At 70.0% G+C, this 19,363-nt stretch carries 14 protein-coding genes; 8 read left to right on the forward strand and 6 right to left on the reverse strand.

Annotated features, from left to right (window positions below; genetic code table 11):
* Positions 1 to 9: 9 nt before the first annotated feature.
* A complete protein-coding gene (locus QM772_RS13125) occupies positions 10 to 1,269 on the reverse strand; it encodes a class I SAM-dependent methyltransferase (protein ID WP_415137160.1) in 1,260 nt (419 codons plus the stop codon).
* Between the two features lie 218 nt (positions 1,270 to 1,487).
* On the opposite strand from QM772_RS13125, the gene QM772_RS13130 reads away from it, so the two are divergent.
* From QM772_RS13130 to QM772_RS13140, 3 genes are all read left to right on the forward strand, one after another.
* Positions 1,488 to 3,719 (forward strand): protein-disulfide reductase DsbD family protein, encoded by a 2,232-nt coding sequence (locus QM772_RS13130; protein WP_415139590.1) that lies wholly within the window; start codon positions 1,488 to 1,490, stop codon positions 3,717 to 3,719.
* A gap of 106 nt (positions 3,720 to 3,825) precedes the next feature.
* The gene (locus QM772_RS13135; protein ID WP_415137162.1) at positions 3,826 to 4,674 is read left to right on the forward strand and encodes an ankyrin repeat domain-containing protein; all 849 of its coding nucleotides are present in this window, start codon (positions 3,826 to 3,828) and stop codon (positions 4,672 to 4,674) included.
* A 112-nt stretch (positions 4,675 to 4,786) separates the two neighbouring features.
* Positions 4,787 to 5,848, forward strand: coding sequence for an IS630 family transposase (locus tag QM772_RS13140; RefSeq protein ID WP_415133872.1), 1,062 nt, complete (start codon positions 4,787 to 4,789; stop codon positions 5,846 to 5,848).
* A 162-nt stretch (positions 5,849 to 6,010) separates the two neighbouring features.
* Here the strand turns inward: QM772_RS13140 and QM772_RS13145 are convergent, their stop codons facing one another.
* The 4 genes from QM772_RS13145 to QM772_RS13160 form a co-directional block, all read right to left on the reverse strand.
* A complete protein-coding gene (locus QM772_RS13145) occupies positions 6,011 to 7,297 on the reverse strand; it encodes a serine hydrolase domain-containing protein (RefSeq protein WP_415137164.1) in 1,287 nt (428 codons plus the stop codon).
* Between the two features lie 17 nt (positions 7,298 to 7,314).
* On the reverse strand, positions 7,315 to 8,163 hold the full coding sequence (locus QM772_RS13150) for a 3-hydroxybutyryl-CoA dehydrogenase (RefSeq protein WP_415137166.1): 849 nt from the start codon (positions 8,161 to 8,163) through the stop codon (positions 7,315 to 7,317).
* A gap of 92 nt (positions 8,164 to 8,255) precedes the next feature.
* Positions 8,256 to 9,056 (reverse strand): ABC transporter permease, encoded by an 801-nt coding sequence (locus QM772_RS13155; protein ID WP_415137168.1) that lies wholly within the window; start codon positions 9,054 to 9,056, stop codon positions 8,256 to 8,258.
* 197 nt (positions 9,057 to 9,253) lie between these two features.
* Positions 9,254 to 10,201 carry an ATP-binding cassette domain-containing protein gene (locus QM772_RS13160; protein ID WP_415137170.1) on the reverse strand — a complete coding sequence of 316 codons (948 nt, stop codon included), beginning with the start codon at positions 10,199 to 10,201 and terminating at the stop codon, positions 9,254 to 9,256.
* Positions 10,202 to 10,324: 123 nt separating this feature from the next.
* Here QM772_RS13160 and QM772_RS13165 point away from each other — a divergent pair, with 123 nt between their 5' ends.
* From QM772_RS13165 to QM772_RS13175, 3 genes are all read left to right on the forward strand, one after another.
* Positions 10,325 to 11,398 (forward strand): cupin domain-containing protein, encoded by a 1,074-nt coding sequence (locus tag QM772_RS13165; RefSeq protein ID WP_415137172.1) that lies wholly within the window; start codon positions 10,325 to 10,327, stop codon positions 11,396 to 11,398.
* A gap of 54 nt (positions 11,399 to 11,452) precedes the next feature.
* A complete protein-coding gene (locus QM772_RS13170; RefSeq protein ID WP_415137174.1) occupies positions 11,453 to 12,151 on the forward strand; it encodes a fumarylacetoacetate hydrolase family protein in 699 nt (232 codons plus the stop codon).
* 257 nt (positions 12,152 to 12,408) lie between these two features.
* Positions 12,409 to 13,401 carry a tripartite tricarboxylate transporter substrate binding protein gene (locus tag QM772_RS13175; protein WP_415137176.1) on the forward strand — a complete coding sequence of 331 codons (993 nt, stop codon included), beginning with the start codon at positions 12,409 to 12,411 and terminating at the stop codon, positions 13,399 to 13,401.
* Between the two features lie 148 nt (positions 13,402 to 13,549).
* Here QM772_RS13175 and QM772_RS13180 read toward each other — a convergent pair whose 3' ends face one another.
* Positions 13,550 to 16,978, reverse strand: a complete 3,429-nt coding sequence (locus QM772_RS13180) for a beta strand repeat-containing protein (RefSeq protein WP_415137178.1) — start codon at positions 16,976 to 16,978, stop codon at positions 13,550 to 13,552.
* A gap of 181 nt (positions 16,979 to 17,159) precedes the next feature.
* Between QM772_RS13180 and asd the strand changes: the two genes are divergently transcribed.
* Together asd and purT are read left to right on the forward strand one after the other, a co-directional pair.
* On the forward strand, positions 17,160 to 18,038 hold the full coding sequence (asd, locus tag QM772_RS13185) for an archaetidylserine decarboxylase (protein ID WP_415137180.1): 879 nt from the start codon (positions 17,160 to 17,162) through the stop codon (positions 18,036 to 18,038).
* An 83-nt stretch (positions 18,039 to 18,121) separates the two neighbouring features.
* On the forward strand, positions 18,122 to 19,324 hold the full coding sequence (gene purT / locus QM772_RS13190) for a formate-dependent phosphoribosylglycinamide formyltransferase (RefSeq protein ID WP_415137182.1): 1,203 nt from the start codon (positions 18,122 to 18,124) through the stop codon (positions 19,322 to 19,324).
* Positions 19,325 to 19,363 lie beyond the last annotated feature (39 nt).

Consider the following 19,363-nt stretch of genomic DNA (forward strand, 5'->3'; position numbering starts at 1 on the left):
GATGCCTGCTCATCCCGCGCGGCCTTCGTACATCCAGCGCCGCGACCAGGGCAGCGCCTCGGCCGCGCCGCCGGCGCGCCGGCACAGCACCTGGAACAGCGCGATCTCGTCGTGCTCGAAGGCCCACTGGCTGCCCACCAGGTACATGCGCCAGATGCGCCAGGTCTTCTCGGGCACCATCGCGCGCAGGCGCTCGCTGCGGGCCTCGAAGGCGTCGCTCCAGCATTGCAGGGTGCGCGCGTAGTGGCGGCGCAGGTTCTCGATGTCGAACGGCTCCAGCCCGCCCTCCTGCAGGGCGGTCAGCACGGTGCCGATGTGCGGCAGCTCGCCCTGCGGAAACACGTATTGCTCGATGAAGCGCCCGCCGCCGTGGCTGGTCTCGCCGTTGGCCGGGTCGGTGGAGGTGATGCCGTGGTTCATGGCCCAGCCGCCCGGCGCCAGCAGGTCGTGGATGATGCGGAAGTAGCCGGGGAGGTTCTTCAGGCCCACGTGCTCGAACATGCCGACGCTGGTGACGCGGTCGAACGGGCCGCGCACGTCGCGGTAGTCCTGCAGGCGGATCTCGATGCGGTCGTGCAGGCCGGCGGCGCGCACGCGCTCGGTGGCCAGGTCGAACTGGCGCTGCGACAGCGTGATGCCCACGCAGCGGGCGCCGAACTGCTGCGCCGCGCGCAGCACCAGCGCGCCCCAGCCGCAGCCGATGTCCAGCAGGCGCTGGCCGGGCTGCAGGCGGATCTTGGTCAGGATGTGGTCGATCTTCTTCACCTGCGCCTCGGCCAGGGTCTCGCTGCCCTGCTCGAAGTAGGCGCACGAATACACCATGGCCGGGTCCAGCCACTCGGCGTAGAAGTCGTTGGAGACGTCGTAGTGGTACTGGATGGCCTGGCGGTCGGCGTGGCGCGTGTGGCTGACGGCGTCGGCCACCCGGCAGGCCATGCGCCGCACCCAGCCGGGCTGCCCGTCGGCGCTGTCGCCGATCTCGGCCAGGCGGTGCGCCACGTCCACGATGTCGTGCGCGCTGCCGGCCACGTCGAGGTGGCCCTCGACGTAGGCGTGGCCGAGGTGGTCCAGCGAGGGGGCCAGCAGCGCTCCGGCGCCGGTGGCGTCGCGCACGTCCACCACCACGCGCGGCGGGGTGTCGGACCGGGAGAGGCGCAGGCCGGCACCGCCGTTCCAGCGCACCAGCAGCGGCACGTCGAGCCGCTGGCGCAGCCGCTCGGCCCAGGGCGCGAGGGCGGCATCGAGTGGGGAAGTGGCGGAAATTCGCATGTGCGCGGGCTCCTTGCATCTGGCGCGGCAGAATTGCAGGGTCTGCCGGGCACGGCCATTCCAATCGGCTGAGGCAAACCTACCACGTCTGTGCGACATTTGCACCGCCAGCGTGGCTTAAAACCTGCGGCCGCACCTGAATTCGCGGTGCCGTCCGACACAGGAACCAAACCCGGCGCCCGCTCTCCCACCTGATGGCCTTTTCTGCCTTGCTGACCATGTTGCCGCGGCGTTTCTCGTTCTGGTTGTTTGCTATATCAGTGATAGCTGCTGGCGCTTGTCCAATAAGCGCTGGAGCCCAAAATGTCACTAAACCCGAAGTGCGCACCGAGCAGGTCCACGCCACCTTGCTGGCGCACGCGCCGCAGGGCGTGCCGGTGGGCGTGGCACCCGAGGCCGCCCAGGGCCAGCCGGTCTGGGTGGGCCTGCAAATCGAGCACGCGCCCGACTGGCACACCTACTGGAAGAACTCCGGCGACTCCGGCCTGCCCACTGAACTCACCTGGACGCTGCCGCCCGGCGTGATGGCCGGCGACATCGCCTGGCCGCTGCCCAGGAAGATCCCCATCGGCCACCTGGCCAACTACGGCTACGAGGGCACGGTGCTGCTGCCGGTGCCGCTGATCATCACGCCCGAATACAAGCCCGGCCCGCTGGCCGATTCACTGGATATCCAGCTCAAGGCCAGCTGGCTGGTGTGCCGGCAGGAATGCATCCCGCAAGAGGGCGCGTTCAGCCTGAAGCTGCCGCTGCGCAGCTCCACCGCGCTGCACGCCGCCGCCTTCGACGCCGCGCTGAAGGCGCAGCCCGAGCCCGTGCAGGGCGCGCACCAGGTGGAAGTGAAGGGCGGCGGCCAGCGCCTGGCGGTGCGCGTGGCCGGCCTGCCCGCCGCCGTGCGCGGGCAGGCGCTGGAACTGTTCCCCGAGACGCCCGGCGTCATCGTCACCGCCGCCGAGCCGGTGAAGCCGGGTGAGCCGGTCGGCCCGAAGACCTGGAGCCAGCGCTGGGACGGCGAGGTCTGGACCGCCGACCTGCCCGTGTCGCCCGACCGCGCCGAAAGCCCGTCCACCCTGCCGCTGGTGCTGGTGGCCGGCACGCAGGGCTGGCGCGCCGAGGCGCCGGTGGCCGGCGCCTGGCCGGCGCTGGCGCCGCTGGCCGGCGTGTCGCCCGCGCTGGAGGCGGCGCTGCAGGCCAACGCCGCCGCCGCGCCCGCGCCCGCCCAGGCGGTCGCCGTGCCCGCCGGCACCTTCGTGCTGGCGCTGCTCGGCGCGCTGGTCGGCGGCATGGTGCTGAACCTGATGCCCTGCGTGTTCCCGGTGCTCGCCATCAAGGTGCTGGGCTTCGCGCAGCACTCAGGCGACCGCCGTGCGCACCGCGTCGGCGGGCTGGCCTACGGCGCCGGCGTGGTGCTGTCGTTCCTGGCGCTGGGCGCGCTGATGCTGGGCCTGCGCGCCGCCGGCGAGGCGGTGGGCTGGGGTTTTCAGTTGCAGTCGCCGGCGGTGGTGGCGGCGCTGGCGGTGCTGTTCGCCGTGATCGGGCTGAACCTGGCGGGCGTGTTCGAGTTCGGCCGCCTGCTGCCCGGCAGCGTGGCCGCGCTGGAGGCGCGCCACCCGGTGGTCAACGCCTTTCTCTCCGGCGTGCTGGCCACGGCCGTGGCCTCGCCCTGCACGGCGCCGTTCATGGGCGCCTCGCTCGGCCTGGCGGTGGGCCTGCCGGCGGCGCAGGCGCTGGGGGTGTTCGCCGCCATCGGCGTGGGGCTGGCCTTGCCCTACCTGGCGGCCAGCTGGTGGCCGGCGGTGGCGCGCCTGCTGCCGCGCCCGGGCGCGTGGATGGACGTGCTGCGGCGCTTCCTGGCCTTCCCCATGTTCGGCACCGTGGCCTGGCTGCTGTGGGTGCTGGGCCAGCAGAGCGGCATCGACGGCGCGGCCGCCCTGCTGGCGCTGCTGGTGGCGCTGGCGCTGCTGCTGTGGACGCTGGGGCTGTCCGGCCGTCTGCGCCTGGGGCTGGGCGCCGTGGCGCTGGGCGTGGGCGCCGGCCTGCTGGCCTGGGTGGGGCCGTCGGTCACTCACCCGCTGCCGGCGCAGGACGCGCCCACCGCGGCCGCCGGCCGCTGGCAGCCCTGGTCGGCCGGGCGCGCGCAGGCCGCGCTGGCGGGCGGGCAGCCGGTGTTCGTCGATTTCACCGCCGCCTGGTGCGTGACCTGCCAGTACAACAAGAAGACCACGCTGGCCAGCGCCGAGGTGCTGGACGCGCTGGACGCCGCGCGCGTTCAGACCCTGCGCGCCGACTGGACGCGGCGCGACGCCGCCATCACCGCCGAGTTGCAGAAGCTCGGCCGCGGCGGCGTGCCGGTGTACCTGTTGCAGGCGCCGGGCCAGCCGCCCGTGGTGCTGAGCGAGATCCTCAGCGTGGCCGACGTGAAGGATGCGTTGGCGCGGCTCAGACTCTAGGGCGCCAGGGCCTGCCAGCGCCGTTTCCAGGGGCGCGTCGCCCCTTCGGGAAACAGCAAGGGTTCTGGCATCCGGCAAGCCCTCCGAATCCGAATAAAGTGCGCCTATGCGAATCCCCGTCGGCCCTTACCTGGTGGTGTTCTCTATCCTCGCCGTCGCGGCCTACGGCTTCTGGGAAGGCACCCCGCAGGACGTCGTCAACGCCGTCCGGGCAGGCGATGTCGAGCGGTTTCGCAAGGCCGTGCGGCGCGACCCGGCCGCCGTGCACACCAAGGTGTACCCGCAGGCGCACGAGCGGTCGCAGGCGCGCATGGACCACCGGGCCCGCACGGGCGAGAGCGCCTGGCAGGGCCGCTATCTGATCCACGACGCGGTGCAGCGCCAGATCGAACCGATTCCGATGCTGGACGCGCTGGCCGCCGCCGGCGCCGACCTGAAAGTTCGCCTGGACGGGCAGACCTTGCTGCATCTGGCGGCGGTCGACGACAACGCCAAGGTGGCGGGTTGGCTCCTCGACCACGGCGCCGACGTCAATGCGCGTAACGATTGCGCCGCCCCTTGCGAGCAGCGCGGCCGCACGCCCCTGCACGAGGCGCGCTTCGACGACACCCTCACGCTGCTGTTGGCGCGCGGAGCGGCCGTCGACGCGCAGTCAGCCGACGGCCGGACCGCGCTGCACGACTCCGGCGTCGGACGTGCACTCGTCCTGTGCCGGCATGGCGCGGACCCCTCCCTGGCCGACGCCGCCAGCAAGACGCCGGGCCAGCAGGCGGACGGGCACCTCGCCGCCACCACAGGCGCGGGTGAGGAACTGCTGCAACTGCAGCAACTGGCCCGCTGGCTGCGGCCCGGCAGCGGCTGCGCCATCGTGTCCGCGCAAGCGCGCCGCACCGGCCAGCCCGTGCCGGACGCCGAAGCCCGCAAGGTGTTTGCGCAAACCGCACTGAGCAACTGAAAGCGCGCCGGGCAGGCATGTCGCCACGTTCTGTCATGAACGCCATGCGTGTGAACACGCCCTAGTCCATTGAAACATTGAAATCGGATGCATTGACCTCAGATGATGAGGCATGCAACGAATCATGCTGACGCCCGACCAACGCGAGGAACTTGAAGCGATGCTGCGCAAGCACAGCGGTGGGGCGGCGCAGGCGCGCCGCGCACGGTGTGTTCTGCTTTGGGCCGATGGCCAGCGGCGGGTAGACATCCGCTCGAAGCTGGCTTGCAACGACGCGTTCGTCACCCGTTGGACGACCGCGTATGGCGAGCAAGGCGCGGCGGGCCTGGTGTCGCTTTATCCGGGCCGCAAGCCGACCAAGCCGGTGGCGCGCCTGGAGGCACGGGTGTTGGACCGTACGCTCAAGCACAAGCCCAAGGATGGGTCCACGCACTGGAGCAGCCGCAAGCTCGCTGCGGAACTCGGCGATATCTCCTTCATGACCGTGCAGCGTATCTGGAGCAAGCACGGGGTGCGGCCTCACCGTTTGGAGCGCCACATGGTGTCCAACGATCCCGACTTCGAGGCCAAGGCGGCCGACGTGATCGGTCTGTACCTGAGTCCGCCGGCACACGCGGTCGTCTTCTGCGTCGATGAGAAGACCGCCATCCAGGCCCTGGACCGCAAGGACCGGATGCTGCCGCTGTCGCCGGGCCGCGCCGAAAGCCATGGGTTCGAGTACAAGCGCAATGGCACCCTGAGCCTGTTCGCCGCGCTGAACACAGCCACGGGCCAGGTGCTGGGCAAGACAGCTGCGCGCCACACCAGCGAACAGTTCGTCGCGTTCCTGCAAGACATCGTCTCCTCGCAATCGCCGCGGCGCGAGATTCACGTCATCTGCGACAACGTCAGCAGCCACAAGACCGAACTGGTCGAGCAGTTCCTGGCCAAGCATCGTCACGTGCAAATCCACTACACCCCCACGTACTCGTCTTGGTTGAACCAGGTCGAGAACTGGTTCGCCCGCATCCAGCGCGACGTGATCACCCGCGGCATCTTCACGTCCACCAAGGACCTCGACAAGAAGCTCATGCGATACATCCGCCAGTACAACCAGCAAGCCAAGCCCATCATGTGGAAGTACTCCGATCCGGGGCGCCGCATCACATCCAGTTCTTCTGTTTCAGTGGACTAGGAGTCTGCGCGGCAGAAGCCGCCGAAGCGAAACGCGCGAAAAACGAGGACAGCGTGGTGATACCGACAAGCCCAGGGTAGGCCCCCTGGGCGCAGGCGGTAGCGCCGCGATGGACCGTTTTCTCGCGCGTTGCAGCCGGCGCAGGTTCTGCCGCGCAGACTCCTAGCCTCTCGCCAGCAGCGCCTCGCCCATGGCGTGGAAGGCCGGCAGCGTGAGCGGGTCGTTGCCGATGCTGCTGGCCCAGGGGTGGGCGGCGAAGCGGGCGATCACCATCTCGGCCTTCGGGTCCACGTACAGGCTCTGGCCGTGGATGCCGCGCGCCATGCAGGCGCCGTGCGGGTTGTGCGTGACCCACCACATGTTCCTGTACGACCAGCCGGCGAGCTGGTCGTAGCCGCCCGCCGTGAAGGCTGCGGGGCTGCCGCCGGCGGCGGTCTCGGCGATGGCGGCGGCGGGCAGCACCTGCGCGCCGTCCACGCGGCCGCCGCACCGCATCAGCTCGCCGAAGCGCGCCAGGTCGCGCAGCGTGCAGTTCAGGCCGCCGCCGCCGCATTCGGTGCCGAGGGCATCGACCAGGAAGTAGGCGTCCTGCTCGGCGCCGATGGGCTGCCAGATGCGCTGGCTGAGCAGCTCGGCCAGCGGCAGGCCGCTGACGCGCCGCAGCACCCAGGCCAGCACCTCGGTGTTGACGGTCTTGTAGGTGAAGCCCGCGCCATGCGCGCCCTGCTTGCGCAGCGTGGGCAGGAAGTCGCAGAAGCAGCCGGGGCCGGCGTAGCCCGCCGGGCGCGGCAGCAGGCCGCCGGCGCGGGCGTAGTCGTGCACCTCGGCCCGCGGGTCGGTGTAGACCTCGGAATACTGCACGCCGATGCGCATGTCCATCACGTCGCGCAGCGTGGCGTCGGCGTAGGCGCTGCCGGCCATCTCGGGCAGGTAGCGCGGCACCAGGGCGCTCGGGTCCAGTTGCCCCTCGGCCGCCAGCGCGGCGGCCAGGATGCCGACGAAGGACTTGGTGACCGAGTAGCAGATGTGCGGGCGCTCGGGCCGGCCTTCGCCCCAATAGGCTTCGTAGACCACCTCGCCCCGGTGCAGCACGATCACGCTGTCGGCGTAGGTGTGCCACAGCATCTCGGCGAAGTCGGATTCCTCGCCAGTGCCCATGGCGGCGAAGCGCACCGTGCGCGGGTCGATCGGCCGCGCCGCCGCCGGCAGCGGCCGGGGCGCGCCGGCGCCGCGCCAGACGTTGGCGGTGGGCGCCAGCTCGCGCATGTGCGAGAACGCCCAGCGGTTGCGCGGAAAGCTGCCGTAGCCGGCGGGGTCGTCGAAGCGCACGCGCCGCTCGGGCGGCGGCGGGAAGCCGCGCATCCAGCCCAGCGCTTCGGCGGTGGTGGCGGCCGGGTCGGGCAGGGGATCGCCCTGGGGCGTGACCAGCGTGGCGGCGGTGAGCGGCATGGTGCGTGCCCCCAGGCTCAGTAGTGGTACACGCCGCGCCCGGTCTTGCGGCCGAGCTGGCCGGCGGCCACGTACTCGCGCAGCAGCGGGCAGGGGCGGTACTTGCTGTCGCCGAATTCGTTCAGGTACACCTCCATCACCGCCAGGCAAACGTCCAGGCCGATCATGTCGGCCAGCGCCAGCGGGCCGATGGGGTGGTTGCAGCCCAGGCGCATGCCGGCGTCGATGTCCTCGGGCGTGGCCAGGCCCTCGGCCAGCACGAAGAAGGCCTCGTTGATCATCGGCACCAGGATGCGGTTGACGACGAAGCCGGGCGCGTTCTTCACCGTGATGGGCGTCTTGCCCAGCTTCTGGGCCAGCGCCTTGACGGCATCATGCGTCTCGTCGCTGGTCAGCAGGCCGCGGATGATCTCCACCAGCGCCATCATCGGCACCGGGTTGAAGAAGTGCATGCCCACGAAGCGATCGGGCCGCGCCGTGACGGCCGCCAGCTGCGTGATGGAGATCGACGAGGTGTTGGTGGCGATGATGACCTCGGGCGCCAGCAGGCCGTCGAGCTGCTGGAGGATCTTGTTCTTCAGCGCGTGGTTCTCGGTGGCGGCCTCGATCACCAGCTGCGCGGCCTTCAGGTCGTCGTAGCTGGTCGAGCCCTTGATGCGGCCGAGCGCGGCGGCCTTGTCGGCCTCGCTCATCTTCTCCTTGGCGACCAGGCGGTCGAGGCTCTTGCCGACGGTGGCCAGGCCCTTGTCCACCGCCGCCTGGGCGATGTCGACCATGACGACGTGGATGCCCGAAGTCGCGCAGGCCTGCGCGATGCCGTTGCCCATGGTGCCGGCGCCGACGATGCCGACGGTGGTGATGCTCATGTGGTGTTCTCCAATCGATGAAAGGTCAAAAGAAATTCAAGCCAAATCGGCCTCCAACGCCCGTCTGGCAAGCGCTGGCAGCTATGTAAATGCTAGCGCCTGAAGCGCTGCCGCGTGAACGCCAATGCTACCCAGAAGCTGACCACGGCATACGCCGCCAGCACCGCCAGGTGGCGCGCCGCGTGCTCGGGCCACTGGTCCAGGAACAGCGGCCGCACCAGGTCCACCGCCGCCGACAGCGGCAGCCAGCCGGTGATGGCCTGGGCGAAGGCCGGCAGCTGCTCGCGCGGGAAGAACACGCCGGAGAGGAACATCATCGGCGACAGCACCACGGTGAAGTAGTAGGTGAAGAAGTCGTAGCCCTTGGCCTTGGCGTTGAACACCAGCGCCATGCTGGCGAAGGTGATGCCGGCCAGCAGCAGCACGGGCAGCACCAGTGCCAGCTTGGGGCTGTGGCTGATGCCCAGCGCCAGCATCACGCCCAGGATGGCGGCCACCGAGAACAGCGCCTTGAAGCCGGCCCACAGCATCTCGGCCAGCACCACGTCGTCGAGCTGCACGGGCGCGTTCAGGATGCCGTCCCAGGTCTTCTGCACGTGCATGCGCGAGAAGGCGGAATACAGCGCCTCGAAGCTGGCCGCGTTCATGGCGCTCATGCAGATCGAGCCGCTGGCGAGGAACAGCAGGTAGGGCACCTCCTGGCCGTGCGTCGGCACCTTTCCGACCAGCGAGCCCAGCCCGTAGCCGAAGGCCACCAGCCACATCAGCGGCTCGCCGATGTTGGCCAGCAGGCTGGGCACGGCCAGTTTGCGCCACATCAGCAGGTTGCGCCGGAACACCGGCCACCAGCGCATCGACAGGCGCGGGGGGGACCAGATGGAAGGTTCGTTCATGTCAGTGGTCCGCGGCGCCGCACATGGAACAGGACGGGGCCAGGCTCCCTCTCCCCTTGCGGGAGAGGGCAGGGGAGAGGGGGCGGCGGCGCCTGTATGTACGCACGGCAAACGCGGCGCCTGGGCCTCCCCCTCTCCCCCACCCCTCTCCCGCGAGGGGAGAGGGGCTTTGTGCAGTGGATGCGGCGTGCTGCATCTCAGCCATCCTCCCTGATCTGCCGCCCGGTGAGCTTCAGGAACAGGTCCTCCAGGTTGGCCGGCCGGTGCAGCGTGCGCAGTTGCGGCCAGGCTTCCAGCGCCTGGAGCAGCGGGCGCGCGTGGCGGGTGTAGAAGAACACCGTCTCGCCGCTCTTTTCCACCCGCTCGGCGTGGCGGATTGCGTCCGGAGCGTCGGCCAGCGCGTGCGCGCCCTGGCCGTAGACCTCCACCACCTCGGGCTCCAGGTGCTCGGCGATCAGTTCGCGCGGGCGGCCCTCGGCGATCTTGCGGCCGCGGTCCAGCACCAGCAGGCGGTGGCACAGGCGCTCGGCCTCGTCCATGAAGTGCGTGGTCAGCAGGATCGACTTGCCGCCGGTCAGCAGCATTTGCAGCCGCTCCCACATCAGGTGGCGCGCCTGCGGGTCGAGCCCGGTGGTGGGCTCGTCGAGCAGCAGCAGGTCGGGGTTGTTGATGAGCGCGCGCGCCAGCGACAGGCGCCGCCGCATGCCGCCCGACAGCTCCTGCGGCCGCACGTCGGCCTTGTGGCCCAGCGCGGCGAAGTGCAGCAGCTGCGGCACGCGCTCGGCCATCTGCGCGCGCGTCAGGCCGAAGTAGCGGCCGAAGACGAACAGGTTCTCGGCGCAGGTGAAATCGGGGTCGAGCGAATCGAACTGCGCCACCACGCCCAGCCGCGCCTTGATGGCGAGCGCGTCGCGCGGCATCTCCAGCGCGCCGCCGTCGGCTTGCACGAAGTAGCGGATCTGGCCCGCATCCGGCGCCGTCAGGCCGAGGCAGGCGCGGAGGGTGGTGGTCTTGCCGGCGCCGTTGGGGCCGATCACGCCCAGGCATTCGCCGGGCGCGATGCGCAGCGACACGCCATCGACCACGCGCGCGCCGGCGTAGCTCTTGGCGAGGTCGTGCACGTCGAGCAGGGCGGGCGCGGGCATGGCCGGCATTGTGCCCGCGCGGCGGCGCCCGCCCGCTTGCATGACGCGGGTCAATTCCCTAGAATGATAAGCATGCATATCAAACGGCGCGCAGTCGCGGCGCCGCACCAGGAGACAAGCCCCATGAACCCGCCAGGCGCCGTCAATTCGTTAGGGCACGCCGAATCGCTGGGCCGGCTGGAAGACCTGCCACCCGACTACGTGAAGGCCATCCACGACCTGTCGGTGGCGCCGCTGTGGCCGCAGCTGCGCGGGCTGTTGCCGCGCGACAAACCGGCGCGCGCCACCCAGCCCTTCATGTGGCGCTACCAGGACATCCGCCCGCACCTGCTGCGCGCCGGCGAGCTGACGCCGATCGAGAAGGCCGAGCGCCGCGTGCTGGTGCTGTGCAACCCCGGCCACGGGCTGGACAAGCTGGTGGCCACGCCCACCATCTACGTCGGCCTGCAACTCATCCTGCCGGGCGAGGTGGCGCCCAACCACCGCCACACGCCGACGGCGGTGCGCTTCGTGATCGAGGGCGAGGGCGGCTACACCACCGTCAACGGCGAGAAGTGCCCCATGCACAAGGGCGACCTGATCCTGACGCCCGCGCTCAACTGGCACGAGCACGGCCACGAAGGCAGCGGCCCGGTGGTGTGGCTGGACGCGCTGGACCTGCCGATGGTCTACGCCATGGAAGCCTCCTACGCCATCGAAGGCCCCAACCAGCAAGTGCGCCCCGAGGAAGACGCCTCGCAGACCAAATACCGCCGCGCCGGCCTGCTGCCCTACGCCTCGCTGGGCGCCGCGCTGCGGCCGAAGTACCCGCAGATCCGCTTCCCGTGGGCGGACGTGCGCGAGGCGCTGGGCGCGCTGGCCGCCGTCACGCCGAAGGACGAGGCGGTGCGGCTCGCCTACGTCAACCCCGAGACCGGCCTGCCCTGCCTCGCCACCCTGGGCTTCTCGGCGCAGCGGTTGCGCGCGGGGCAGGACTTCAACCCGCGCAGGCGCTCGGCCAGCAGCGTGATCCACGTCATCGAGGGGCGGGGCGAGTCGGTCATCGACGGCACCACGCTCGCCTGGTCGGAAGGCGATACGCTGGCGATCCCGACGCACGCCGCCGTCACGCACCGCGCCCAGGGGCAGGACGCCTACCTGTTCCACGTGGACGACGCGCCGATGCAGCGCGCGCTCGGCTTTTATGAAGACTTTTAGCCCATATCGCCCGCCAGTCAAGCGCCGGCAGCTATCAAAGAAAGAGCAATCATCATGACCGACTACGTTTTCCCGCCCGCCCCGCAGGCCGCCGTCGCCGTGCGCGGCGCCAGCCGGCTGTACGCCGTCAGCCGCATCTTCTGCGTCGGCCGCAACTACGCCGCCCATGCGCGCGAGATGGGGTTCGACCCCGACCGCGAGCCGCCCTTCTACTTCAACAAGACGCCCATCGACCTGATCGCCACCGGCGCCACCATCCCCTACCCGCTGGGCACGCAGAACTACCACTACGAGATGGAGCTGGTCATCGCCCTCGGCAAGCCGGCCTTCCGCGTGGCGCCTGAGCAGGCCGAGGACTGCGTGTGGGGCTACGCCTGCGGGCTGGACATGACGCGGCGCGACCTTCAGATCAAGTCGCGCGAGATGGGCCGGCCCTGGGACTTCGGCAAGGACTTCGAGCACAGCGCCGTCATCAGCCCCCTGGTGCCCGCCAGCGAGATCGGCCACCCCAGGAGCGGCAACATCCAGCTCAGCGTGAACGGCGCGCTGAAGCAGAACGCCGACCTGAAGGACCTGATCTGGAGCGTGCCCGAGATCGTCGCCAACCTCTCGCAGTACTACCACCTGCAACCGGGCGATCTGATCTACACCGGCACGCCCGAGGGCGTGGGCCCCGTCAAGCCGGGCGAGAAGATCACCGGCCGCATCGACGGCGTGGGCGAGATCGCCCTGACCATCGGCCAGCCGGAATAGGCGGATGAGTTCGCCGAGCCGCATGACCGTCGTCGGCGGCGGCAGCGGCATCGGCGGACTGGCCGCCGCGCTGGCGTGGGCGAGGCCGCGCGCCGCCGCGCCGTGTTGTCCGACGAACTGACCATGATGGACGCGGTGGGCCCGGCGTGGTGGGGCGCCTCCCCGTCGGCGAGCTGATCGCCGGCTGACCACGCGCGGTCTTCGTGTCCGCTTCTCCCATAGATTCGCCCCTGTAACAACCACTCAGGAGACTGTCCATGCCCACCTTCCGTTCCCGCCTGATGCGCCGCCCCGCGCTGGCCCTGCTCGCCGCCGCCTGCCTGGCCGGCCCCGCCCTCGCGCAGGGCGAGTTCCCGAACAAGCCCGTCAACGTCTTCACCCCGTTTCCGCCCGGCAGCGGCCCCGATGCGCTGCTGCGCGCCATCACCGACAAGCTGGGCCAGAAATGGAAGCAGCCCGTGCTGGTGCAGAACCGCCCCGGCGCCGGCGGCTTCGTCGTGTTCGAGGCCACGCGCCGTTTGCCGGCCGACGGCTACACCCTGGTGCAGCTCGACAGCGAGCAACTGGTCGCGCTGCCGCTGCTCTACAAGTCGCGCAACTTCCAGACGCTGGAGGTGTACGACCCGGTGGCCTCGCTCTACAACACGCCCTTCCTCGTCACCGTGCCCACCGCCTCGCCCTGGAAGAGCGTGGGCGACCTCGTTGCCGCCGCCAAGGCGCAGCCCGGCAAGGTGGCCTACGGCTCCTGGGGCATCGGCAGCCCCGGCCACCTGGGCGGCGAGCAGCTGGAGCTGGCCACCGGCATCGAGCTGCAGCACATCCCGTTCAAAGACTCGGGCCAGATGTTCACCGCGCTGGCCGGCGGCGACATCGCCTGGGCGCTGGGCTCCATCCCGTCCAGCCAGGGCGTGTACAAGGCGGGCAAGGTGCGCTACCTGGGCGTGGCGGCGCCCAAGCGCATCCCGCAGCTGCCCGACGTGCCCACCGTGGCCGAGGCGGGCGGGCCGAAGGACTTCGCGCAGAGCTCCTTCGTCGTGCTGGCCGCGCCCCGGGGCATCGCCCCCGCGCTGCGCGCGAAGATCGCGCAGGACGTGGCCCAGGTCATGCAGGACGCCGAGATCAAGGCGCGCATGGACACCTTCGCCTTCGAATACGTCAACTGGCCGCCCGAGGAGATCGTCCAGCAGGCGCGCGCCAAGGGCCGGATGTACCAGAAGCTGATCGAGCGCAAGAACATCACGCTGGATTGAGAGATGCAAGCCAAATCGGCCCCCAGCGCCCGTCAGACAAGCGCTGGATGCTACTGAAGAGGTAGCATCCAGCAGCGCCGCAACGGCTCCCGAGCGCCCAAAGAAAAAGCCGCCCCGAAGGGCGGCTTTTCAGTTTGCGCAACCGGTGTCAGCGGCGGCGGCGCAGGCGCATGCCGCCCAGGCCGGCCAGCGTGGCCATCAGCAGCAGCATGGCCCATTCGCCCAGCGTGGGGATCGGGGCCGGCGGCGTCGGCGGGGGCGGGGTCACTTCCAGCTCGTCGATGCCCTCGGACGTGTCGATGTAGGTCGTCGCCGTGATGTTGTACGGGCCGTTGACGTAGGTGCCCTGGCTGGCTGCCCTCACCAGCACCGTGATGGTGCAGGTCTCGTTGGCGCCGACGTCGCCGCCGGTGATCGAGATCGCGCCGCTGCCCACGGCGCCGCTCACCACGCCGTCGCCACAGGTGGTCGTCCCTTGGCCCGCCACGGTCATGCCGGCGGGGAAGGTGTCGGTCAGCTCGAAGTCGGTGCGTGCCTCGGTGTTGACGTTGACGATGCTCAGCGTCAGCGTGCTGGTCTCGCCGGCCGCCACCTCGCTGGGGCTGAACTGCTTCTGCAGGGCCGTGTTGGGCTGCGCCGACAGCGTGGCTTGCGTCGAGCTCGGGTTCGTCGAGAACACATCGGTCGAGATCGCGCCGGCCGGGATGACGTTGGTCTTGTTGCCGGTCGTGGTCAGCACCATGCTCATCGTCACGCTGCAGCGGTTGTGCGGCACGGCGCCGTCGCTGTAGGCCGCGAAGTAGAAGCCCGAGATCGTGAACGATGCGCGATCGGCTGCGATGGTCACGTCGGCGGGGGTGGTGCCATCGGCCTGCACGCAGGTGGTCGAAATGTTCGGCTCCAGGGCCACCAGCATGCCCTCGGGCAGGTTGTCGGTCAGGGTGATCTGGTCCTGCGCGCCGGTGCTGCCCGAGGTGGCCGAGAAGTCCAGCGTCAGCGGCACGGCGCGGCCGCCCAGGGCGCTGCTTTCGGCGAAGCTCTTGACCACGTTGATGCCCACGTCGCCGCCCTTGGTCACGGTGGCGGTGACCGGCTCCAGGTTGCTCTGGCCCTGGGTGTTGGTGACCGCGCCGGCGGCGATGGTGTTGGTGATGCTGGCGGTGCCCACGGTGCCGCCGGTCCTCACCACGTCAACCTCGATCTGGCAACTGCCAGGGACCGTCACGGTGCCGCCCGGCACGGTGCCGTCCGCCAGGCTCACGCTGTCGCTGCCGGCGGTGGCCGTCAAGGTGCCGCCGCAGGTGTTGCTGGTGTTGGGCGGGTCGGCGACCGTGAGCGCGCCGAAGCTGGCGCTGGAGGGCAGCGGGTCGGTCACGGCCAGGCCGGTGATGGGGTCGGCCGACTTGTTGTTGAAGGCGATGGTCAGGCGCGTGACGGCGCCCTCGCCCATGGCGATGGTGCTGGGGCTGAACGACTTGGTGGTGTCCAGGTCGGAGCGCACGATGACGCGCGCCGCCACGTCGCCCGAGGCGGTCACCGTTTCCGTGGTGCCCACGGGCGTGGCGCTGACGTCGTCCGCCAGGATGCGGTTGATGGCATCGATGCCGGCGTCGTTGGCGGTGTCGTCGCTCTCCAGCAGGATGTTGTAGAAGCAGCCCACGTTCCAGGGGCTGGTGTTGTTGGGGCCGGCGGCGTTGAGCAGGGTCCAGCCGCTGTAGGTGATGGTGCTGCCGCTGACGCTGACGCTGCCCGGCACGCTGCAGCCGGAGGTCACCGTCGCGCCGTTGCCAAACGGCGACGGGGGGTTCTGCATGACGCGCACGGTCAGCGGGCTGACGACCCTCAGGCCGGCAGGCAGGGTGTCGGTGATGGAGCCGCTCTCGTAATCGACGTCGTACGTGGTGTTGCGGACCGCCACGCGCATCCAGAACTCTTCGTCCTTGTTCACGTGCGCGGCCTGGCTGAGCGCGTCGCCGGTGTACGAGGTGCCGGTGCTGCCATTGGTGGTGATGAAGCTCTTGGTCGTGGCCAAGCGCCCATAGCCTGGGCCAGGGCCGGTCGCCGTGGTGACCAGTCGGGCCGAGGTGGACTGATCGGGGAAGACCGTCGAGTCGGTGTTCGTGAACGTGACGTTGCCGTTGGTGCCCACCGAGAGCGAGTTGATGGCCGGGCTCATCGCCGCCGTCGTCTTGACGTAGAACTGGACGTAGCAACTGCTGGGCTGGCCATCGGTGGCGGCGGGCACGGTGAAGCCGGTGATCGAAACCGTCGTCGAGCCGGCGGCGATCGATGCCGTCGGCAGGTCCAGGCAGGAGCCCGTGACGGCGCCGCCGACCGCGACGGTGTCGCCCGGCAGCGTGTCGACGATGGAGCCGCCGGTCAGCGCGGTGGTGGTGGGGTTGCTGAAATACACCCGCACCGCCACCGGCTGGTTGACGCTGGCCGTGGCGTTGGTGGTGCTGAAGGTGGTGCCGTACAGGTTGGCGGGCACCGGCTGGTCAACCGTCCGCCAGTCGGACGTGCCGCCGTTGTTGCCGAACGCCTTGGTCATCTTGATTTCGCTGCGCACGTTCAGCGTTGCCTGCGCCTGCACGGTGTTGCTGTAGCCGCCGGTTGCCGTCACGCCGCCTGTGGCAATGGTGTTGACCAGTGCCTCGGTGGTGTTGGGCGCGTTCACCAGCACCGTGACGGTACAGGTCGCCCCGATCGCGATGGTCCCGCCGCTCATCTGCACGGTCGTCGCGCCGGCGGCCGTCGTGGTGGAGGGAGAGCCGCAGCCCGAACTGAAGGTCGGTGCGGCGGCCGCGGTCAGGCCGGACGGCAGGGTGTCGGTGAAGGTCACCCCGCTCAACGCCACCTGCGGATTGCGGGCGTTGTTGCTCACGGTGATGGTCAGTGTGGACTGCCCACCGCCCGCGACCAGCGCGGGCGAGAACGCCTTGGTGACCGGCAGCGGGTTCACCGGCGCGAGAATGCGCAGGGTGGCACTGAAGTCGTTCGATTCGAAGACTTCGCTGCCGTTGCTGGCGGTGGCTGCGGTGCCAAGCACCGAGTTGGTCACGTTCTCGTCCGTGCTGACGGCGCCGGTGTACACCGGAATGGCAATCTGGCAGTTCGGCTGCACGGTGCCCGAGGGCCGCGGCGGCACCACGGCGTTGGTGATGGTGATGGTCTGCGCCTTGGTGTTGTCGGGTGCATCCAGAAAATCGGAGAACGTCACCGTGCCCGTGGTGCAGCCTCCTGCGGGGGTGGCGCTGCCCTGGATCGGCGTGGCCGTGTCGGTCGTCGAGAACCAGAGCTGGCCGGCGGGGGTGGTGACGGGCAGGGTGTCGGTCAGCGTGGCGTTCAGGTTCTCGGCACGCGAGTTGAACAGGTCGAAGGTCAGCGTCGTGCTGCTGTTGGCGGTGACTTCGGTGTCGTTGAACTTCTTGTTGGCCAGGAAGCTCTGAGCGGAAGCCCCCGCAGCAAACGCCAGCGCGGCCAGGGCCACGCCGCCGCGTACCAGCCAGCGCGTCGCGAGAAGAGGGGGAGGGCGGCGAGGTGGCCTGGCTTCGGAGGCCTGAAGGTGCGTTGCCATGGGTGTTCCAAATGTGTAAACAAAAACCATACTGATTCTTTCCGTCACATTCTTGGTGCGCCACACACAAAAACTCACAATTACCTACGATGGCGAGTCGGCGCACCTTCGCTTTTGCCAACATGACCGAATTCACGCCGATGATGGCTGCGGGCGACAGCCGGCGCGGCCCTAGAATGGGTTGGCCCCAGCTTTTCCGTGTCCTGCCTTGCCCTCCCCCCGCCTTGCCGTACTGCCTCAATATCTGCTGCCCAAGCGCGCACTCACCCGGTGCTTGGGGGTTCTGGCCGGTGCACGCGGGGGCCGCCTGACGCAGGCGGTGATCCGCCGCTTCGTCGCCCGCTACGGCGTGGACATGCGGGAGGCGGCCGACCCGCGCATCGAGAGCTACGCCAGCTTCAACGACTTCTTCACCCGCCCGCTGCGCGCCGGTGCCCGCCCGCTGGCGCCGACCGACTACGTGTGCCCGGTGGACGGCGCCATCAGCCAGCTCGGGCCCATCGCGCAGGGCCAGATCTTCCAGGCCAAGGGCCACGCCTACAGCACGCGCGCGCTGCTGGCGGGCGACGCGGCGCTGGCGGCGGAGTTCGAGAACGGCCTGTTCGCCACGCTGTACCTCAGCCCGCGCGACTACCACCGCATCCACATGCCCTGCGCCGGGCGCTTGTTGCGCATGGTCTACGTGCCGGGCGACCTGTTCTCCGTCAACCCCGTCACCGCGCGCGGCGTGCCGGGGCTGTTCGCGCGTAACGAGCGCGTGGTGTGCCTGTTCGACACCGCGCGCGGCCCGATGGCGCTGGTGCTGGTGGGCGCCACCATCGTTGGCAGCATGGCCACCGTGTGGCACGGCGTGGTCAACCCGCCGCGCCCGGGCAGCGTGCAGCGCCACGACTACACCGGCCAGGCCATCGACCTGGCGCAGGGTGCCGAGATGGGGCGCTTCCTGCTCGGCTCCACCGTGGTGTTGCTGTGGCCGCACGGCACGCTGCGCTTCAACCCCGACTGGGCGCCCGGCCACGCCATCCGCATGGGCGAGGCGATGGGCCGCGCGCTCGGTTGAGGGTTGCAAGCCAAATCGGCCTCCAGGGATTGACTGGCAAGCGCTGGCAGCTTCTGAATTCATAGCAAAATCAGGAATCGACCATGACCACCCTCGGCACCCCGCTGTCGCCCACGGCCACCCGCGTCATGCTGCTGGGCAGCGGCGAGCTGGGCAAGGAAGTGATCATCGCCCTGCAGCGCCTGGGCGTGGAGACCATCGCCGTCGACCGCTACGACCATGCGCCCGGCCAGCAGGTGGCGCACCACGCGCGCACCATCGCCATGAGCGACCCGGCCGCGCTGCGCGCGCTGATCGAGCGGGAGCGCCCCGACCTGGTGGTGCCCGAGATCGAGGCCATCGCCACGCCCGTGCTGCAAGCGCTGGAGGCGGAAGGCGTGGTGCGCGTCATCCCCACCGCCCGCGCCGCGCGCCTGACGATGGACCGCGAAGGCATCCGCCGGCTGGCCGCCGAGACGCTGGCGCTGCCCACCAGCCCCTACAAGTTCTGCGACTCGCTGGCGGAGCTGCAAGCAGCGATCGATGGCGGCATCGGCTACCCGTGCATCGTCAAGCCCGTGATGAGCAGCAGCGGCAAGGGCCAGAGCAGGATCGATTCACCCGCCGACGTGCGGAAGGCGTGGGACTATGCGATGCAGGGCGGACGCGTCAGCCACGGCCGCGTGATCGTCGAGGGCTTCATCGACTTCGACTACGAGATCACCCTGCTCACCGTGCGCGCGCTGGGCGAGGGCGGGCGGGTAGAGACGCACTTCTGCGCGCCCATCGGCCACTTGCAGGTTGCCGGCGATTACGTGGAAAGCTGGCAGCCGCACCCCATGACCGACGCCGCCCTGCACGAGGCGCAGCGCGTCGCCCAGGCGGTGACGGACGACCTGGGCGGCCAGGGCGTGTTCGGCGTCGAGCTGTTCGTCAAGGGCGACCGCGTGTGGTTCAGCGAGGTCAGCCCGCGCCCGCACGACACCGGCATGGTGACCATGATCACCCAGTGGCAGAGCGAGTTCGAGCTGCACGCCCGCGCCATCCTCGGCCTGCCGGTGGACACGGGCCTGAAGACGCCCGGCGCCAGCGCGGTCATCTATGGCGGCGTGGATGCCCAGGGCATCGGGTTCGACGGCGTGGATGAAGCGTTGAGTGTGCCCGGCACCGACCTGCGCCTGTTCGGCAAGCCCGAGAGCTTCACCAAGCGCCGCATGGGCGTGGCGCTGGCGCGGGATGCGGACGTGGAGACGGCGCGGGCGCGGGCGAAAGAAGCGGCGGGGAAGGTCAGGCCGCGCGCGGCCTGAGCCGCGTCACGCCGTCACTTCGAACCGCCGGCGGGTATC

The organism is Ottowia sp. (assembly GCF_047601385.1).
GTDB lineage: Bacteria > Pseudomonadota > Gammaproteobacteria > Burkholderiales > Burkholderiaceae_C > Ottowia.

Coding starts and splice junctions, on each gene's coding strand:
- QM772_RS13175 (WP_415137176.1), top strand. CDS start 12,409: ATGCCCACCTTCCGTTCCCGCCTGATGCGCCGCCCCGCGCTGGCCCTG.
- QM772_RS13145 (WP_415137164.1), bottom strand. CDS start 7,297: ATGCCGCTCACCGCCGCCACGCTGGTCACGCCCCAGGGCGATCCCCTG.
- QM772_RS13125 (WP_415137160.1), bottom strand. CDS start 1,269: ATGCGAATTTCCGCCACTTCCCCACTCGATGCCGCCCTCGCGCCCTGG.
- QM772_RS13135 (WP_415137162.1), top strand. CDS start 3,826: ATGCGAATCCCCGTCGGCCCTTACCTGGTGGTGTTCTCTATCCTCGCC.
- QM772_RS13160 (WP_415137170.1), bottom strand. CDS start 10,201: ATGCCCGCGCCCGCCCTGCTCGACGTGCACGACCTCGCCAAGAGCTAC.
- QM772_RS13140 (WP_415133872.1), top strand. CDS start 4,787: ATGCAACGAATCATGCTGACGCCCGACCAACGCGAGGAACTTGAAGCG.
- QM772_RS13130 (WP_415139590.1), top strand. CDS start 1,488: ATGTTGCCGCGGCGTTTCTCGTTCTGGTTGTTTGCTATATCAGTGATA.
- QM772_RS13180 (WP_415137178.1), bottom strand. CDS start 16,978: ATGGCAACGCACCTTCAGGCCTCCGAAGCCAGGCCACCTCGCCGCCCT.
- QM772_RS13150 (WP_415137166.1), bottom strand. CDS start 8,163: ATGAGCATCACCACCGTCGGCATCGTCGGCGCCGGCACCATGGGCAAC.
- QM772_RS13165 (WP_415137172.1), top strand. CDS start 10,325: ATGAACCCGCCAGGCGCCGTCAATTCGTTAGGGCACGCCGAATCGCTG.
- purT (WP_415137182.1), top strand. CDS start 18,122: ATGACCACCCTCGGCACCCCGCTGTCGCCCACGGCCACCCGCGTCATG.
- QM772_RS13155 (WP_415137168.1), bottom strand. CDS start 9,056: ATGAACGAACCTTCCATCTGGTCCCCCCCGCGCCTGTCGATGCGCTGG.
- QM772_RS13170 (WP_415137174.1), top strand. CDS start 11,453: ATGACCGACTACGTTTTCCCGCCCGCCCCGCAGGCCGCCGTCGCCGTG.